13 protein-coding genes and 2 pseudogenes are annotated in these 16,766 nt (G+C 64.8%); 5 read left to right on the forward strand and 10 right to left on the reverse strand.

The features are described from left to right. The 6 genes and pseudogenes from CWO89_RS26200 to CWO89_RS26225 all read right to left on the reverse strand — a co-directional run. Positions 1-358 (reverse strand): annotated as a pseudogene (locus tag CWO89_RS26200) (hypothetical protein); the annotation flags it as partial. A gap of 7 nt (positions 359-365) precedes the next feature. Further along, entirely contained in the window at positions 366-812 is a 447-nt protein-coding gene (gene exbD / locus CWO89_RS26205) for a TonB system transport protein ExbD (RefSeq protein WP_130581532.1), read from the reverse strand. Between the two features lie 3 nt (positions 813-815). Further along, the gene (gene exbB / locus CWO89_RS26210) at positions 816-1,547 is read right to left on the reverse strand and encodes a tonB-system energizer ExbB (protein WP_130581545.1); all 732 of its coding nucleotides are present in this window, start codon (positions 1,545-1,547) and stop codon (positions 816-818) included. A gap of 207 nt (positions 1,548-1,754) precedes the next feature. Continuing rightward, a pseudogene (hutX, locus tag CWO89_RS26215) lies at positions 1,755-2,252 on the reverse strand (heme utilization cystosolic carrier protein HutX); the annotation flags it as partial. Positions 2,253-2,262: 10 nt separating this feature from the next. After that, a complete protein-coding gene (gene hmuQ, locus CWO89_RS26220; protein WP_130581534.1) occupies positions 2,263-2,598 on the reverse strand; it encodes a heme-degrading protein HmuQ in 336 nt (111 codons plus the stop codon). Between the two features lie 184 nt (positions 2,599-2,782). Next, entirely contained in the window at positions 2,783-5,176 is a 2,394-nt protein-coding gene (locus CWO89_RS26225) for a TonB-dependent hemoglobin/transferrin/lactoferrin family receptor (protein WP_130581535.1), read from the reverse strand. Positions 5,177-5,438: 262 nt separating this feature from the next. On the opposite strand from CWO89_RS26225, the gene CWO89_RS48110 reads away from it, so the two are divergent. From CWO89_RS48110 to CWO89_RS26250, 5 genes are all read left to right on the forward strand, one after another. Next, positions 5,439-5,645 carry a hemin uptake protein HemP gene (locus CWO89_RS48110; protein WP_130581536.1) on the forward strand — a complete coding sequence of 69 codons (207 nt, stop codon included), beginning with the start codon at positions 5,439-5,441 and terminating at the stop codon, positions 5,643-5,645. A gap of 7 nt (positions 5,646-5,652) precedes the next feature. Then, positions 5,653-6,603 carry a heme/hemin ABC transporter substrate-binding protein gene (locus tag CWO89_RS26235; RefSeq protein WP_130581537.1) on the forward strand — a complete coding sequence of 317 codons (951 nt, stop codon included), beginning with the start codon at positions 5,653-5,655 and terminating at the stop codon, positions 6,601-6,603. Further along, entirely contained in the window at positions 6,600-7,700 is a 1,101-nt protein-coding gene (locus CWO89_RS26240; RefSeq protein ID WP_130581538.1) for a FecCD family ABC transporter permease, read from the forward strand. Before CWO89_RS26235 ends, CWO89_RS26240 begins: the two co-directional genes overlap by 4 nt. Continuing rightward, positions 7,697-8,491, forward strand: a complete 795-nt coding sequence (locus tag CWO89_RS26245) for a heme ABC transporter ATP-binding protein (protein ID WP_130581539.1) — start codon at positions 7,697-7,699, stop codon at positions 8,489-8,491. Before CWO89_RS26240 ends, CWO89_RS26245 begins: the two co-directional genes overlap by 4 nt. A gap of 210 nt (positions 8,492-8,701) precedes the next feature. Next, the gene (locus tag CWO89_RS26250; protein WP_130581540.1) at positions 8,702-10,057 is read left to right on the forward strand and encodes an esterase-like activity of phytase family protein; all 1,356 of its coding nucleotides are present in this window, start codon (positions 8,702-8,704) and stop codon (positions 10,055-10,057) included. Between the two features lie 157 nt (positions 10,058-10,214). Here the strand turns inward: CWO89_RS26250 and CWO89_RS26255 are convergent, their stop codons facing one another. The 4 genes from CWO89_RS26255 to CWO89_RS26270 all read right to left on the reverse strand — a co-directional run bounded on the left by CWO89_RS26255 (position 10,215) and on the right by CWO89_RS26270 (position 16,636). After that, positions 10,215-11,888: a mucoidy inhibitor MuiA family protein gene (locus CWO89_RS26255; protein WP_130581541.1), complete on the reverse strand. Its 1,674-nt coding sequence runs from the start codon at positions 11,886-11,888 to the stop codon at positions 10,215-10,217. Positions 11,889-12,233: 345 nt separating this feature from the next. Continuing rightward, positions 12,234-13,406, reverse strand: coding sequence for a thiolase family protein (locus CWO89_RS26260; protein WP_130581542.1), 1,173 nt, complete (start codon positions 13,404-13,406; stop codon positions 12,234-12,236). Between the two features lie 327 nt (positions 13,407-13,733). Beyond that, positions 13,734-15,323: a phosphoglycerate dehydrogenase gene (gene serA / locus CWO89_RS26265; RefSeq protein WP_130581543.1), complete on the reverse strand. Its 1,590-nt coding sequence runs from the start codon at positions 15,321-15,323 to the stop codon at positions 13,734-13,736. Positions 15,324-15,463: 140 nt separating this feature from the next. Next, on the reverse strand, positions 15,464-16,636 hold the full coding sequence (locus CWO89_RS26270; protein WP_130581544.1) for a phosphoserine transaminase: 1,173 nt from the start codon (positions 16,634-16,636) through the stop codon (positions 15,464-15,466). Positions 16,637-16,766: the final 130 nt, after the last annotated feature.

A 16,766-nucleotide genomic window follows, 5' to 3' on the forward strand; every position in this document is an offset into this window, starting at 1 on the left:
CGCCGGCTGCACTTTCTGCTCCGGTGGCGCCACCACCTCCGGCTTTTCCTGCGGCGGGGGTCGGCGGGATCAGCTCTTCCACCGCCTGCTGCGGCGCCGGTTCGGGCGGCGAAGCGTCAGCGGCCTGCATCTCGGGGCCCGGCGCGAGATCCAGCGGCGTCGATTGCGGCGCCGACGTCGCCGGCGCCATGTCGACCATGATCGCAGGCAAGGAGACACCAGGCAGCGGCTGCTCGCGATACCATTTCATGCCGGCCGCGATCAGCGCCGCATGGGTGGCGAGGATCGCGAGTGCCGAGATGCTCCAGCGCCGCAACGCGGTCTGGTCGGTGACGTCATGCAGCGCGAACGCGTTCATTTGAGCGTCAGCTTCGGCCGTCGAGGCCGACCAACGCGATCTTGAGATAGCCCGCGTTGCGCAGCAGGTTCATCACCTCCATCAATTCGCCGTAGCTCACCGCCTTGTCGGCGCGCACGAAAATACGTTCGTCCTTGCGGCCCTTGGTGGCGCCGTCCAGCGTTGTAGCGAGCGCGTCACGCGCGACGATGTCCTCGCCGACGGCGACCGAGAGATCGGGTTTCACCGTGACGAACACCGGCTTGTCGGGGCGCGGCTGCGGCTCGGCGGTGCTCGCGGGCAGGTCGACGCCGAGGTCGACGGTGGCAAGCGGTGCCGCGACCATGAAGATGATGAGCAGCACCAGCATAACGTCGATGAAGGGGGTGACGTTGATCTCATGCGCCTCGACGAGATCGTCCTCGGCCCGAAACCGCCCGCCCCCTGCACTGCCCGCCCCGAGCTTGACGCCCATCATTCACTCCGCGGCGCGGGCGAGGCGAAACAGGCCACGGTCGCCCTCGCGGCTGACCAGGAGCAGCACCATCGCGCAGGCATCTCCAAGCAGCGCGCGATGGGCGGCGATCGACCGCGTCAGATGATTGTAGATCACGACCGCGGGAATCGCCGCGACCAGCCCCAGCGCGGTCGCAAGCAACGCTTCGGCAATGCCGGGCGCGACCACCGCGAGGTTGGTCGTATGCGCCTCGGAGATGCCGATGAAGGAATTCATGATGCCCCAGACCGTGCCGAACAGGCCGACAAAGGGCGCGGTGGCGCCAATGGTCGCGAGCACACCGGTGCCGCGCGCGATCTGCCGTGCCATCGCGGCCTCCACCCGCTCCAACCTGAGCGCGGTACGCTCCTTGAAGCCGTCATCGAACACGCCGCCGGAAAGGCTCGCCTCGCGCGCCGCCGACTGGATGATCTGCGCCACCGCGTCGTCGCCGCCGCGGCTCGCCTGCTCCGCCTCAGCCAGCAGCGTATCCTTCTCGAGCAGGCGCAGCCGCTGTTTCGCCAGTGCCGTCTTGCGGCGGATCTCGATGGTTTTCGCCAGCCAGATCGTCCACGTCGCCAGCGAGGCGAAGGCCAAGCCGATCATGACCGCCTTCACCACGATGTCGGCGCTCTGGAACATGCCCCAGGGCGAGAGGTTGCGCGGCAATAGCGCGTTATCGTCGGCGGCGAAGCAAGCAGCCGGCCACAGCATTGCGCTGGAAGCGATCAGCGCCGTGACGATCGGACGCCGGCAAAGTCTATCGAGCCATGCTTGCATGATCGCCTCCCGCCGTTGCTTCCTCAGGCCGCGCCCCTAGAGCTTCGGTTCTGATTGAATCAGAACCGAAGCTCTAGATTCTTGTCTTGACGCGTTTTCTTCATGCGAACCGGTGTCCACTTCGCTCGAAAACGCTCTAGGCGCGATCCGCTCCGCGAGGGCACGGAAGCGCTGGAGCTGGTCGCCGCGCAGCGCGCGGGTATCGTCGCGGCCGACGAACACCTTGAACATGATGCCGCCGTCGACATTAATGAAGGCGATGAAGGCCGACGACTTGCCCATGAAGGGGCGCTCGACAAACGCGATCGCCCCGCAACGCTCGTGGCGGAGATGGCCGTGCAAGCCCTTCGGCTGCATCAGGTTGAAATAGCCGCGGCCGATCTCGCCACCCGGTATTGCGCCGGTGAACTCGAAGATCGCATCGTCGGTGTGGACGATCAGCGTCACCTCGCCCCAACCAGCAATGTCCTGCATGGCGGCGGCGAATTCGCCGCCTGCACCGATCCGCACCATCTCGCCCGGCAGCGCCTCGATCACCGCCAGCGGCGAAACTTTTCGCTCACGCGCGACGTCCTCGATCACGGCGCCGGGATTGTCGGCCATGTAGGCCCTGAGATCGGCAAGCTCCGTACTCGACATGGCGGTCTCCTTACGCGGCAGCGCTCGCCTTGCGTTCGGTCTGGATCACTTCAAAGCCCTCGAACTTGGGATGACCGAGATAGAGGCTCTCGCCGGTCTTGTTGTCGGCACGGGCATGCGCGCGGCGGAATTCTTCCGAGCGCGTCCAGGCTTCGAACGCCGCCTTGTCGACCCAGGTGGTGTGCGACGAATACAGCGTGTGGTCCTCGGCCTCAGGCCCCTTGAGCAGATGGAATTCGACGAAGCCCGGCAGGTTGCCGAGATAGGATTCCCGGGTAGCCCAGACGGTCTCGAACGCCTGCTCCGAGCCCTTCTTCACCTGGAAGCGGTTCATGGCGATAAACATTGTCGAATTCTCCTTCTGGGTTTGCGGCGCTGGCCGCTTGTTGGGTTTTCGGCGCTGCGCCGCTTGCGCAGCCTGCCGGTTAAGTTGGTTGAAAACAAGAACGCGCCGAGCCGCGCTGGCATCAGCGCGGCCGGCGGCACGGATGAAGGGGACGGCCCTCCCGTCAGGGCTCCCGGTTCCTCGATCAGGTCCCTCCGAAGTGATATCTGAGGCCGCCCTTGAAGACGATCCCCGGCCCCGCGCTGGCCCATTTGACGTCGTTCTGGGTGTCGCCGGTGGAGCCGACCGGAATGGCGTAGGGACGGTAGTATTGATCCAGGAGGTTCTCGACCGAGAAGTTGAGCACCAGATCGCGCGTCGGCGTGTAGGCCACGTAGAGATTCACGAGATCGTAGGACGTCGCCGGCGTGAAGGTCGGGGGAATATTGTTATTGGCCAGCGCCGACGTCCACATCGCGGAGATCACCAGCGTGTTGTCGAGCAGGCGCACGCCGGCCGTGGTGGTGATCTTCTGCGGCGGGATGCTGTAGAGCCCGAGGCCGGTCTGGAGGTTCTTGCCCTGCATGTAGCTCCCGGCAATGCCGACGAACCAGGTTCTGGCATCATACATGGTCTCAGCTTCGAAACCCTCGATGCGGGCCTCGGCGATGTTCTGGTACTGCACGAAGGGCAACACGGTGATGCGCGGTGCGGGCGGCGGACCGGTCGGAACCACCAGCGGAGGACCATAGGAAACCAGATCGATGTAGTTCTCGATGTCGTTGCGGAAGAAGTTGAACTTGCCGCGGATGCTGTCGCCCGGCACGAACAGGTCGTTCTTCTTCAGGTTGAAGCCGATCTCCTTGTTCTTGCCGATCTCGGGCTTCAGGTTCGGATTGGGGACGAAGCAGAATGTCGAGTCGGCGCCGGGCCCCGGCGTGCCCGACGGACAACGGAAGAACGAATCGTTGATGGTGGCGCCGGAATGCGGGCCGTTGACGAGCGTCTCGGTGATCGACGGCGCGCGGTAGCCTTCGGCATAGCTGACATAGGGCGTCAGCATCGCGGCAGGCATCAGTCCGACCGTGATCTTCGGCGAAAGGCGGTCGCCGCTGGAGGACGTCGTCCCCGATTCCAACTGGTAATTGTCGTAACGCAGCGCCGAGATGGTTTCGACCAGGTTCTGGTAATTGGCCTTCCACTGCACGAAGCCGCCGGACACCGTGCGACGGCCGCCTGGCGTCGTCACCTCGGACGTGCCGCTCCTGTCGTTCGTGCTCACCTGGTCCTGGAACGCATCAAGACCGTAGGTGATGGCATTGTGCCAATCCAACAAATCGAAACGTGAGGTGTTGTGGATATCGACGCCGTAGGTATCCAGGAGATAGCCGCGATTGCTGCCGATACAGCCGGAGACGGCGTTGCCGGGCACGCCGCCGCAGAAGGCGGACGGCGTGGTGCTGGTATGCGCGGTCTTGATCTGGTCGTTCTCGGTGCGATTCCAGTAGACCTTCGCATCCCAGTCGAACAACCGGTCATCGGGCTGCGAATAGGTCCAGCCGAGCGTCGTCGTGTAGTTCTTCACGTTGCTCGCGTAGACCGACGTGCCGGAGAGATTGTTGGTTCCGTTCGCATTGGTCGAGTTGGGGTCGCCCGCACGCCGCGCCGGCTGACCGACGCTGTAGATATCTTCCTGGAAGATGGTGCCGAGCTTGACTTCGTGCCCATCGGCCGGGCGCACCGTCAGCTTGGCGATGCCGCTGGAGAGCCGGTTGCCGGTATTGGCGACTTCGAACCCGGTGCCGTCCTTGTAGTTCTCCTGCGTGCTGTAGGTGCCGCCCGCGAACACGTCCACATTGGGATTGACGCGAACGCCGCCGAAAGCCGAGGTGAGCCAGCGTCCCTCATTGCTGCCGAACACGTTGTTGACGTCGACGCCCCAGCGCTCGCCGGCGCGCACCACGTCCTCGATGTCCTTGGTGCGGAACGAGGCGACGCCGCCGATCGCGCCGGAGCCGTAGATGTTGGCCGTCGGGCCGCGCACGATGTCGATGCTGCTGATCAGCTCCGGATTGAGGAAGAAGGAGCCGTTCGCGAAGTGGCCGGTGCGCTGGTAGTTCTGCCGGGCGCCGTCGACCACGACCGCGACGCGGCCGAAATCCTGCAGGCCGCGGATGTTGATCGACGTTGACGGCTCGTCGCCGCGATTCTGCACCCAAACGCCGGGCAGATTATAAAGGAGATCGCCGACCGTGTTGGGCAGGCGGCCCTGGATCTGCTCGAGCGTGACGACGCTGACCGGGGCAAGCGCGTCGATCGCGCGCTCCTCCGTCTTCGATGCGGCAACGGTGATGGTATCGAGCGATTGCACCGTCACGGCACCGATCTGCGCGCGCGCGTTCATCACAGGCGCCGCCGCCTGCTGTTCGACTTTCGGCTTCGCCGGCTTGCGCTTCGCCTGCTTGGCGCGCTCCGACGCACGACCAGCCGGCTGCGCGTCCGCGGTCTGGGCGAACCCGGACTCGGAAAGCAGCAACCCGATTGAAACCACTGATGCGCCCAAAATGAGGGCGCGCGAAATCCTAGCCCCGTCAGCCATATTGCCCCAATCCAAAGATCTGCTTTTTGGGTCTGGCTGGCGTGCGCTCGCGAAATGATGCGAGCGGCTTGCTGGCTACCAAAATATACAGTGCGGGCCACCCGCCCGCGCCACGTTCACATTCGTTACGTCGCGGTAACAAAGTGGTCAACAACGGCACGGCACAGTTTATATCGATTGTAAACTGCAATGATTGGATTGCGGTGCGGGCGACCTGTACAAACAGCCATCCAGAGAACGTTCGGGGCGCAGCAAAGAGGATATGGCGGCAACTTCCGGAGACGATACCGAAGGCGCCGGGGCGCGCACAGCAAATGCCTCACCCGCCGTGAGAAACCTCTCCATGACCGGCAACCGGATCGACAGCCGCGAGCTGTTCCAGAGCGAACGGGAGATCATGATCGCGCATGGCGACGAGATGTACCGGTTGCGTCTGACCTCGCAGAACAAGCTGATCCTGACCAAGTGATCCCTCGATGGCAATTTGTCGCACGCTCGCAGTCCTGCTGATCGCCAGCCTCTTGCCCGTTGAGGCGGCACCCGCCGCAAACACCACCGTGCATGATGCGCGCGACCGCGACGTCATCATCGACAACCCTTCGCGGATCGTCTCGATCGGCGGGGCGATCACCGAAATCCTCTATGCGCTCGGTTTCGAGGACCGCGTCGCCGGCGTCGATGCGACCAGCCTCTATCCGGCGGCGGCGCTGCGCGACAAACCCAATGTCGGCTATATGCGCCAGCTCTCGCCCGAAGGCGTGCTGGGACTCAACCCGTCGCTGGTGCTGGCGGTACAGGGCTCGGGGCCGAAGGAAACCATGGACGTGCTGGAAGCGGCCAAGGTGCCGCTGGTGCTGGTGCCCGAGACCTTCTCCGAGCAGGGATTGCTCGACAAGATCAAGCTGGTCGGCCACGCCATGGATGCCGATCCGCGCGCCGCATGCCTGACCACCGCCGTCGCCCATGATCTCGCGCAATTGCGCGAGTTGCGCGCCAAGGTGACGAAGCCGGTGCGGGTGATGTTCGTGATGTCGCTGCTCAACGGCCGCGCCATGGCGGCGGGCCAGAAGACGGCGGCAAACGAGATCATCCAGCTCGCCGGCGGCGTCAATGCGGTCCAAGGCTATGACGGCTACAAGATCGTCAGCGACGAGGCGATCGTGGCCGCCAAGCCCGACGTCGTGCTGTCGATCCAACGCGGCAAGGATTCGCTGGAAGCCGAGGCGATCTATGCGCATCCGGCCTTCGCGCTGACGCCGGTCGCTGCGAACAAGAGCTTCATCTCGATGGAAGGGCTCTATCTGCTCGGTTTCGGCCCGCGCACCGCCGCCGCCGCGCGCGACCTTTCGACAAAACTATATCCGGCGCTGGCGCCGCAGGCGGAGAAGTTCGTGCCCGCGGCGCTCACGGCGAATTGCCGGCAATGAGCGCCTTGGCGGACGCGCGTGGCAATACTGCCGATCCTCGCACCAAGCGCTTGTTGCGCCCGCCCGCATCGCTGACACTGCTTTGCCTTTGCGCCGCGCTTGTCGGCGTTGCGCTCATTGCAGTGACGCTGGGTGCGGCTGGAATTCCCCTCGCCCGCCTGCCTGCCGCGCTCGGCCTATGGAATGACAGCGCGGCCAATCCGCTGGTTGCGCGCGACCAACTCGTGCTGTGGTCGATCCGGATTCCGCGGATCGTCGCCGCCGCGATGGTCGGCGGCCTCCTGGCGGCATCCGGCGCGATCATGCAGGGGCTGTTCCGCAATCCTCTCGCCGATCCCGCGCTCGTCGGCGTCTCCAGCGGCGGCGCCTTTGCTGCAGCAGCCGCGATCGTCTTCACGGACAGCCACATCGACGAGAGCGTCCGCTTCATGCAGCACCAATTGCTGCCGCTGGCGGCATTCGCCGGCTCGCTCGTGACGACGATCATCCTCTACAGCATCGCGAGCCGCGCCGGGCGGACGTCGATTGCGATCTTCCTGCTGGCAGGAATTGCGATCGCCGCGATCGCCAATGCCGGCATCGGGCTCCTGGTCTTCGTCGCCGACGACCGCCAGCTCCGCGACATCACTTTCTGGATGCTGGGCTCGATGAGCGGCGCGACCTGGAGCAAGATCGCGACGCTGGCGCCGGTGCTCACTGTTGCGCTTGTCGCGTGCCTGTCGATCGCGCGCGGGCTCGATGTCCTCGTGCTCGGCGAAGCCGAGGCCTTTCACAGCGGCGTCGATGTCGAGCGGTTGAAACGGATCTCCATCATCCTGGTCTCGGCCATGACCGGGGTCGCCGTCTCCGTGTGCGGCGTCGTCGGCTTTGTCGGCATCGTGGTGCCGCATCTGTTGCGGCTCGCGATCGGGCCGGCGCACCGACTGCTGCTGCCGGCCTCCGTGCTGCTCGGGGCCGTGCTCCTGGTCGGCGCCGACACGATGGCCCGCACCATCGTATCGCCAGCGGAAATACCGATCGGCATCCTGACGGCGGCGGTCGGCGCGCCGTTCTTCCTCGCCATCCTGCTGCGGCAGCGCAGCCTGGTTTCGCTATGATTCCGATGCTGCAGGCGAGCTCGGTCTCGGTGGTGGTCAGCGGCGCCACGCTGGTCGATGCCGTCGACCTCAGCGTCAATCCGGGCGAGATGATCGCAATCGTCGGGCCGAACGGCGCCGGCAAGTCGACGCTCCTGCGCATGCTGTCCGGCGACATCACGCCGACCCGCGGCACGGTCGAACTGAAGCAGCGCGCGCTCCGCGCCTATCGGCCGCGCGAATTGGCGCGGCATCGCGCCATGCTGTCGCAGCATGTCAACGTCACCTTCCCGTTCACGGTGGAGGAAATCGTCTATATGGGCGCGGGCGACAGTTCGCGCGCGACGGCGGCGCCGCTGGTCGAGTCCGCCCTGGATGAGGTCGGGCTGAGGGGCTTCCGTCATCGCCAATTGCCGACACTGTCGGGCGGCGAACAGCAGCGTGCGCATTTCGCCCGCGTGCTGGTGCAGCTCGCCTGCGGCGAAGCGCAGAACGGTCCCGGCCTGTTGCTCCTGGACGAGCCGACCTCGAGCCTCGACCTCAGGCACCAGATCGACCTGGTCGAGACCGCGCGCCGTCGCGCGCAGAGCGGCACCGCGGTGATCGCGATCCTGCACGACCTCAACCTCGCGATGCGCTTTGCCGACCGCCTCGTTCTCCTGCATCGTGGCCGGCTCGCCGTCGACGGCGGCCGCAGCGAGGCGATGACCGCGGAGACGATCCGCACCATCTTCGAGGTCGATGCCACGATCGACTATACCGACCGCGGCATTCCCTTCCTGCTGCCGCAAACGATGCGACCGGTGACGTAACGCCGCAGGCATATCCAGCGGCAATCGTTAGAGCGTTTTCGAGCGAAGTGGACACCGGTTCGCGTGAAGAAAACGCGTCAAGACAAGAATCTAGAGCTTCGGTTCTGATTCCGTCAGAACCGAATATGCTCTAGCCGTCACGAAACTGTCAGCGGCGTGTAACACGCGCCTCCCAGAACTCCGCCGCGTTCATCTTCAGGGGAGATCAACATGCGCAAATCACTGCTCTGCTCCGTCGCGTCCATCGTGCTACTCTCGGGAGCAGCCTTCGCGCAGGGCGAAGGCGAATATCCGGCGACCCTCAAGGGCCACGCCGTGCTTCCGGCGGAAAGCTTCATCGATGCGCCCGCCGATGCACCCAACGATCTCAAGACCTCCGGCAAATACACCACCGGCCGCCGCGTCGACGCAGTCGGCACCGTGATGGGCAAGTCCTACGAGCGGCCGACCGGCGTCTCGCTTCCGTTCAAGGGCCAACCGCTGCAGGGCCATTCCGGCATCAAGGTGATGGCGGACGGCACCTTCTGGGTGCTCACCGACAACGGCATGGGCTCGCGCTACAACTCGCCGGATTCGATGCTGTACCTGAACCGGCACAAGATCGACTGGGCGAGCGGCAAGATCGAGCGTCAGGAAACCGTGTTCCTGCACGATCCCGACAAGAAGGTGCCGTTCCGCATCGTGCATGAGGACACCGCCAAGCGCTATCTCACCGGCGCCGATTTCGACACCGAAGGCTTCCAGATCATCGGCGACACCTTCTGGATCGGCGACGAGTTCGGGCCCTACGTGATCAAGGCCGACAAGACCGGCAAGGTGCTGGCCGTGTTCGAGAGCGTTGCTGACGGCAAGCCGGTGCGCTCGCCCGATCACTGGTCGGTGCAGTCGCCGGGCGCGCCGGGCGCGAGCTACACCACCGTCAACCTGCGCCGCTCGAAGGGATATGAGGGCTTTGCGTCCTCGAAGGACGGCAAGTTCCTGTACGGCCTGCTCGAGGGCCCGCTGTGGGATGCCGAGAAGAAGGACTGGGAGAAGGTCGACGGCAAGGAAGCCTCGCGCATCCTCGAGTTCGACGTCGCGAACGAGAAATTCACCGGCCGCTACTGGCAGTATGTGTTCGAGCAGAACGGCAATGCCATCGGCGACTTCAACATGATCGACGGCACCGCCGGCCTGATCATCGAGCGCGACAATGGCGAAGGCACCGCGGACAAGGCCTGCCCGCAGGGACAACGCGGCGAGAACTGCTTCCCGGACCTGGCGAAGTTCAAGCGCGTCTACAAGATCGAGCTCTCGGACGCCAATGTCGGCAAGCCCGTGCGCAAGGTCGGCTATATCGACCTGATGAAGATCCGCGATCCCGACAAGAAGGCGAAGAAGCCGCTCAATGACGGCGTGCTGACCTTCCCGTTCTTCACCATCGAGAACGTCGATAAGGTCGACGACACCCATATCATCGTCGGCAACGACAACAACCTGCCGTTCTCCTCGAGCCGCGATCCCAACAAGGCCGACGACAACGAATTCGTGCTGCTGGAAGTCGGCGACTTCCTGAAGGCGAAGTGAGCTCTGCTCCCTCTCCCCGTTCTTCACGGGGAGAGGGTCGGGGTGAGGGGCTCTCTCCACGATCACGGTGACAGACGTGTTCGCGGAGAGAGCCCCTCACCCGGATTGCTTCGCAATCCGACCTCTCCCCGCAAGAGCGGGGCGAGGTAAGAACCGCTCATCCCGCCGGCGTCATGACGACGCCCTTGTCCTTGGGCCAGCGGATGCGCCAGGCGAAGTTGATGTCCTTGAGCTCGCCGGGCTTCGCATCGAATGTCCATTGCAGCACGCCGCGCTTGTCGCGCAGATTGTTCGCGGTCGGCGGCGTGGTCTGCGGCAGCATCTCGACCACGATCTCCTCGTTCTCGCTGACCGGGAGCTGATCCTCGATCGCGACACGGATCGGGAAATCATGGCCGTTGCGCACGCTGGTCTTAAACGAGCGTTCGTCGGTCTTCGACGTCGTCACGATCAGGCCCGCCGAGCCCTCATTGCGCTTCACCACCGAGCGCTCGATCTTGACCTTGTCGTCGGCGCCGAAGCCGAGCCGCACGGTTTCATCCTTGCCGGCGGAAGCGATCTTGCCGCGGCCGACGAACACGCCATCACGATAGATCGCAACGCGGCCGGGCAGCAGCGGCGCGTCTTCGGCCGGCTTGAAGCTTGCCTCCAGGAACGCCGTCGGATCGAGCACCGGCACGGCGCGGATCGTCAGCTCGGGCGCGATCACGTTGCTGGCAATGCGCAGGCTCTTAGCCCCTTCGCTGGCACCGAGGCTGACGCGGCCGGGGATCTTGAAGGTGGCCTGGAAGTCGCCGATCTCGGCCACCGCCTGCTGCTCGTCCGCGCGCTCACGCGCATCGAGTGCGTCGGCGGCTTTTGGAGCGGGCGCCGCGCGCAGTGCGGGCGCCGGCCGTGCCAGCTCCGGCACGGCGCTTGACAGCGGCACCGGGCGCAGCGGCTGAGGATACTGCACGAGCAGCGAGTTCAATTCGGGCGCGCTGCCGCCGCGGGCAATGCGCACGGTGGAGACGCCGAGCGCGACATTCGACCAGTCCTCGCCGGTCGACTGCGTGATCTCGGCGCGGCGCACCAGCTCCAGCGAGGGTTTTCGGTCCTTGGCGCCGGTATCGAGGCGTGCGTCATAGATCGGCGCCCAGCGCGCATTGCGCACCGAATAGGTGACGCGAAGGGTGGCTTTCGTGGCAGTCGCGGCGGCGAGGTCGATACGGACCTCGAGCTTGCTCGGCGGCTTGGCGGCGCGATCGGATTCCAGCCGCGCGATCTCGCGGTCGAGGTCGCGCTGCTTGCGCTCGGCTTCACGGGTCGCGGTATCGGCGATCGCGATCTCCTCGGAAACGGCGGCAAAAGCGGCGCGCCATTCGGACAGCGGCCGCGCCTCGCCCTTTTCGCCGATGCCGACCGGGGCGGCCTCCGCAAAACGCTCGGCGAACTGGCGGCGCGCCTTGGCGGCGTCGATCGCCCCTTGGAGATTGGCGCGCTCATCCTTCAACGCCTCGATCCGCTTGTCGAGCTCAGGCAGGTTCACCGGCGGCGCCGCCCGCGGCTGCCGCGTGTCGATCGAGCCGATCGTCAGCTTGCTGTCCGCGTCGCCTTCGACACGCAGTGAGGATGGGTCGAGCGACAGCGGGAAATCCTTGGCGACCAGCGTGCTGTCGCCGGACGGCAGATCGAGCGTGACGACGCGGGTGACGCTCGCGCCATCAGGATAGACGGTCACCGCATCCACCATCGAAGCGGCATCGACGTCAGCCGCCCGCGCCGGCAAAGCGGCAAGCGCGGTGACCAGCACCAGGCTGGTAGTGACAAGACAATTGGCAATCAAACGCATTGGATCCCTTTCCTGCATTGCGCGCAGACTTCACCCGATCCGGCACCGCCGGACAGTGGCTGATGTCACACCCCCATCGGTGGTGAGACGCAGCGAGAAAAGAACCGGTTCGATTGGGGGTGCCACAAAGATGCAGACCACAAACCTGCGGTATCCAGTTGCGCGCCAATCCCTCCCCGTCATTGCGAGCGCAGCGAAGCAATCCATCCCTCCGCGTTCGAGGCTGGCAATGGATTGCTTCGCTGCGCTCGCAATGACGGGAGGAGAGAGCGTGAGCAAAATAAGAAAAGCACGGCGCTTGGGGCGCCGTGCTTTGGTTCACGTGGCGTTCAGCCGAAGCCGTTCTCAGCTATAGATCTCGAAGAGGCCCGCGCCGCCCTGACCGCCGCCGATGCACATGGTAACGACGCCCCACTTGGCCTTGCGGCGGCGGCCCTCCTGCAGGAGGTGGCCGGTGAGGCGCGCGCCGGTCATGCCGAAGGGGTGGCCAATCGCGATCGAGCCGCCGTTGACGTTGTACTTCTCGGGATCGATGCCGAGCTGGTCGCGGCAATACAGGCACTGGCTGGCGAAGGCTTCGTTGAGCTCCCAGAGATCGATATCGTCGATCTTCAGGCCGTGGCGCTTCAACAGCTTCGGCACCGCGAAGACCGGGCCGATGCCCATCTCGTCCGGCTCGCAACCGGCGGTCGCCCAGGCGACGAAGCGGCCCAGCGGCTCCAGGCCGCGCTTCTCGGCATCCTTGGCTTCCATCAGCACCACGGCCGCGGCGCCGTCGGAGAGCTGGCTGGCATTGCCGGCGGTGATGAACTTGCCGGCGCCCCTCACCGGCTCGAGCTTGGCAAGACCCTCAATCGTCGTCTCGGGACGGTTGCACTCGTCGCGGTCGACGACATAGTCCTTGATGCTCTCTTCCTTCGTCACCTTGTCGACCACTTTCATCTTGGTCTTCATCGGGACGATCTCGTCCTTGAACTTGTTGGCCTGCTGCGCGGCCGCCATGCGGCGCTGCGACTCCAGCGAAAACTCGTCCTGGTATTCGCGGCTCAGCTTGTAGCGCTCGGCGACGATGTCGGCGGTGTCGATCATCGCCATGAAGATGTCGGGCGCGGTCTCGAGCAGCTCGGGATCGACCGATTCCTTCGGCGTGCCGCCGCCGGGAATCGAGATGCTCTCGACGCCGCCGGCAACGATGCATTCAGCGCCATCGGAACGGATCGAGTTGGCGGCCATCGCGATGGTCTGAAGCCCCGAGGAGCAGAAACGGTTCACCGAGACGCCGGCGGTCGACTTCGGCAGACCGGCGAGCAGCGCGGCCTGGCGGCCGATATTGGGCGCGCCATGGGCGCAATTGCCGAGATAGCAGTCCTCGACATACTCCTTGTCGACGCCTGCGCGCTCGACGGCATGCTTGATGGCGTGCGCCGCCAGCGACATCGGCGGAGTGATGTTGAACCCGCCGCGGGCGGACTTCGCCAGGCCCGTGCGTGCATAGGAAACGATAACGGCTTCACGCATTGTGTTTTCTCCCTTGTTAGGACGGCCTGATATGACCGGTCTTGGCCCATTCGTACACAGATTTTGTCGGTCGCCAAACGACAAACGCCGCCTCCGATGCCGGAGGCGGCGTTGTTGTTCCGCAGGTCGGAATATGTGGGTCGAACGACGCGGCCGCCTTCCCTTCTCCCCTTGTGGGAGAAGGTGGCGCGAAGCGCCGGTTGAGGGGTTGTCTCCGAGGATGACAGCGCTCGTGGAGACAACCCCTCACCCGAATGAGTCCGGTACTGACGGCGGAGCTGCCCTCTCCCACAAGGGGCGAGGGCGCACCAATTGGCACCTCCCGCGTTAGAACGCGAGCACCTTGGCTTGCTTGACCTGCGGCAGCGCGTGCACCTTGGCGAGCACGTCAGCCGGCACCGGGCCATCGACCTCGACCAGCGCGATCGCGTCGCCGCCTTGCGCGACGCGGCCGAGATGGAAGGTCGCGATGTTGATCTTGGCATCGCCGAGCAGGCTTGCGAACTTGCCGATGAAGCCCGGCTTGTCCTCGTTGGTCACATAGATCATCGATTTGCCGAACTCGGCGTCGACGCGGATGCCCTTGATGTCGACCAGCCGCGGCTTGCCGTCGTGATAGACGGTGCCGGAAACCGAGCGTTCCTGCCGCTCCGTCGTCACGGTCACGGTGATCAGGCTCTCATAGTCGCTCTGTGCGGCGCGCGTCACCTCGTCGACCACCATGCCGCGCTCCTTGGCGACGACAGGCGCGGAGACGACGTTGACGTCGCCCAGCATCGGCCGCAGCAGACCGGACAGCACCGCCGAGGTCAGCGCCTTGATCTTCATCTCGGCGACATGGCCCTCATAGGTGATCTGGGTCTTGATGATGCCGCTCTCGGTGAGCTGGCCGGCGAACGAGCCGAGCTTCTCGGCGAGCTCGATGAACGGCTTCAGCTTCGGCGCCTCCTCGGCCGTGATCGAGGGGAAGTTGATGGCGTTGGAGATGGCGCCGGTGAGCAGATAGTCGGACATCTGCTCGGCGACCTGCAGCGCGACATTCTCCTGCGCTTCCGTGGTGGACGCGCCGAGATGCGGGGTGCAGATCACGTTGGGATGGCCGAACAGGATGTTCGAGGTCGCCGGCTCCTCAGAGAACACGTCGAAGGCCGCGCCCGCGACATGCTTGGAATTGAGCGCGTCAACCAGCGCCTGCTCGTCGACCAGGCCGCCGCGGGCGCAATTGACGATGCGCACGCCCTTCTTCATCTTCGCAAGCGCCGCGGCATCGATGATGTTGCGGGTCTTGTCCGTGAGCGGCGTGTGCAGGGTGATGAAATCGGCGCGCTTGAACAGCTCGTCGAGCTCGACCTTCTCGACCCCGATGTCCTTGGCGCGCTCCGGCGACAGGAACGGGTCGAAGGCGATCACCTTCATGCGCAGGCCGAGCGCGCGGTCGCAGACGATCGATCCGATATTGCCGCAGCCGACCACGCCCAAAGTCTTGTTGGTGATCTCGACCCCCATGAAGCGGTTCTTTTCCCACTTGCCGGCCTGCGTCGAGGCATCGGCCTGCGGGATTTCGCGGGCGAGCGCCAGCATCAGGGTGATGGCGTGCTCGGCGGTCGTGATCGAATTGCCGAACGGCGTGTTCATCACGATGATGCCCTTGGCCGTCGCCGCAGGAATCTCGACATTGTCGACGCCGATGCCGGCGCGTCCGATCACCTTCAGCCGGGTGGCCTTCTCGATGATCTTGGCGGTTGCCTTGGTCGCCGAGCGGATCGCGAGGCCGTCATAGTTGCCGATGATCTCGGCGAGCTTTTCCTTGTCCTTGCCGAGATTGGGCTGGAAGTCGACCTCCACGCCGCGGTCTTTGAAGATCTGCACGGCGGCGGGAGACAGGGCGTCGGAAATGAGAACTTTGGGTTTGCTCATGGAAATGGTTCCTTGGGAGTGGTCCCTTGATGGACGATGCACTGATGGCGCCACCCGCGAACTTGCCCCGCGAGTCCATCCTCGTTTCGTGATGGATGGCCGGGTCAAGCCCGGCCATGACGACGATGAGGTGACGTTACTTACGCAGCCTTCGAAAGCTGCGCCTTGGTCTCGGCGAAGGCCCAGTCGATCCACTGTGTCAGCAGCTCGACGTCCTTGGCTTCGACAGTGGCGCCGCACCAGATGCGCAGGCCTGCCGGCGCATCGCGGTAATGCGCGAAGTCGAAGCCCGCATTCTCCTTCTCGACCAGGGCGACCAGCTTCTTGCAGAAGGCGGCCTGCAAGTCCGGCGTAAGCGAGGTGATCGCGGGATCCGTGATCTTCAGGCACACCGAGGTGTTGGAGCGGATCGCGGGATCCTTGGCCAGGAAATCGATCCACGGCGTCTTCGCCTTCCAGTCGGCAAGCGCCTTGGTGCTGGCGTCGGCGCGCGCGATCAGCGCCTTCAGGCCGCCGATCGATTTCGCCCAGTCGAGCGCGTCGAGATAGTCCTCCACGCAGAGCATCGACGGCGTGTTGATGGTCTCGCCTTCGAAGATACCCTGGTTGAGCTTGCCGCCTTTGGTCATGCGGAAGATCTTCGGCAGCGGCCAGGCCGGCTTGTAGGTCTCGAGCCGCTCCACCGCGCGCGGCGAGAGGATCAGCATGCCATGCGCCGCCTCGCCGCCGAGCGCCTTCTGCCAGGAGAAGGTGATGACGTCGAGCTTCGGCCAGTCGAGCGGCTGTGCGAACGCCGCCGAGGTCGCGTCGCAGATGGTGAGGCCTTCGCGGGTCGCGCTGATCCAGTCGGCGTTCGGCACGCGCACGCCCGAGGTGGTGCCGTTCCAGGTGAAGACGACGTCACTTGCCGGATCGACCTTGGAGAGATCGGGGATCTCGCCATAGCCGGCATTGAGCTTGGTGACGTCCTTCAGCTTCAATTCCTTGACGATGTCGCTGACCCAGCCCTCGCCGAAGGATTCCCAGGCCAACGTGGTGACGGGCCGCGCTCCGAGCAGCGACCACAGCGCCATCTCGACCGCGCCGGTGTCGGAAGCCGGCACGATGCCGATCTTGTAGTCGGTCGGCACCTCCAGCACTTCGCGCGTCAGCTCAATGGCTTGCTTGAGTTTGGCCTTGCCGATCTTCGCGCGATGCGAGCGGCCGAGCGCGGCGTCCTTGAGATTTTGGGGATTCCAGCCGGGGCGCTTGGCGCAGGGGCCGGAGGAGAAATGCGGCACGTTCGGCCGCGAAGCGGGCTTCGCTGCAGTCATGATCTACCCTTCCAGATAGCTGCCTCTCGGTGGGGAGAGGTTTCCCGCTGTCGGAGATAGTGGAAGGGTAAAGACTCGTCAAGGAACTTCAGGACGATCACAGGCGATTGATGGAGGCTCGCCCGGCGAC

This window comes from Bradyrhizobium sp. Leo170 (assembly GCF_004296405.1).
In the GTDB taxonomy this organism is placed as follows: Bacteria; Pseudomonadota; Alphaproteobacteria; order Rhizobiales; family Xanthobacteraceae; genus Bradyrhizobium.

Coding starts and splice junctions, on each gene's coding strand:
- CWO89_RS26235 (WP_130581537.1), top strand. CDS start 5,653: ATGGCAATTTGTCGCACGCTCGCAGTCCTGCTGATCGCCAGCCTCTTG.
- CWO89_RS26225 (WP_130581535.1), bottom strand. CDS start 5,176: ATGGCTGACGGGGCTAGGATTTCGCGCGCCCTCATTTTGGGCGCATCA.
- serA (WP_130581543.1), bottom strand. CDS start 15,323: ATGAGCAAACCCAAAGTTCTCATTTCCGACGCCCTGTCTCCCGCCGCC.
- CWO89_RS26245 (WP_130581539.1), top strand. CDS start 7,697: ATGATTCCGATGCTGCAGGCGAGCTCGGTCTCGGTGGTGGTCAGCGGC.
- CWO89_RS26260 (WP_130581542.1), bottom strand. CDS start 13,406: ATGCGTGAAGCCGTTATCGTTTCCTATGCACGCACGGGCCTGGCGAAG.
- CWO89_RS26250 (WP_130581540.1), top strand. CDS start 8,702: ATGCGCAAATCACTGCTCTGCTCCGTCGCGTCCATCGTGCTACTCTCG.
- CWO89_RS26255 (WP_130581541.1), bottom strand. CDS start 11,888: ATGCGTTTGATTGCCAATTGTCTTGTCACTACCAGCCTGGTGCTGGTC.
- CWO89_RS26270 (WP_130581544.1), bottom strand. CDS start 16,636: ATGACTGCAGCGAAGCCCGCTTCGCGGCCGAACGTGCCGCATTTCTCC.
- exbD (WP_130581532.1), bottom strand. CDS start 812: ATGGGCGTCAAGCTCGGGGCGGGCAGTGCAGGGGGCGGGCGGTTTCGG.
- CWO89_RS48110 (WP_130581536.1), top strand. CDS start 5,439: ATGGCGGCAACTTCCGGAGACGATACCGAAGGCGCCGGGGCGCGCACA.
- hmuQ (WP_130581534.1), bottom strand. CDS start 2,598: ATGTTTATCGCCATGAACCGCTTCCAGGTGAAGAAGGGCTCGGAGCAG.
- exbB (WP_130581545.1), bottom strand. CDS start 1,547: ATGCTGTGGCCGGCTGCTTGCTTCGCCGCCGACGATAACGCGCTATTG.
- CWO89_RS26240 (WP_130581538.1), top strand. CDS start 6,600: ATGAGCGCCTTGGCGGACGCGCGTGGCAATACTGCCGATCCTCGCACC.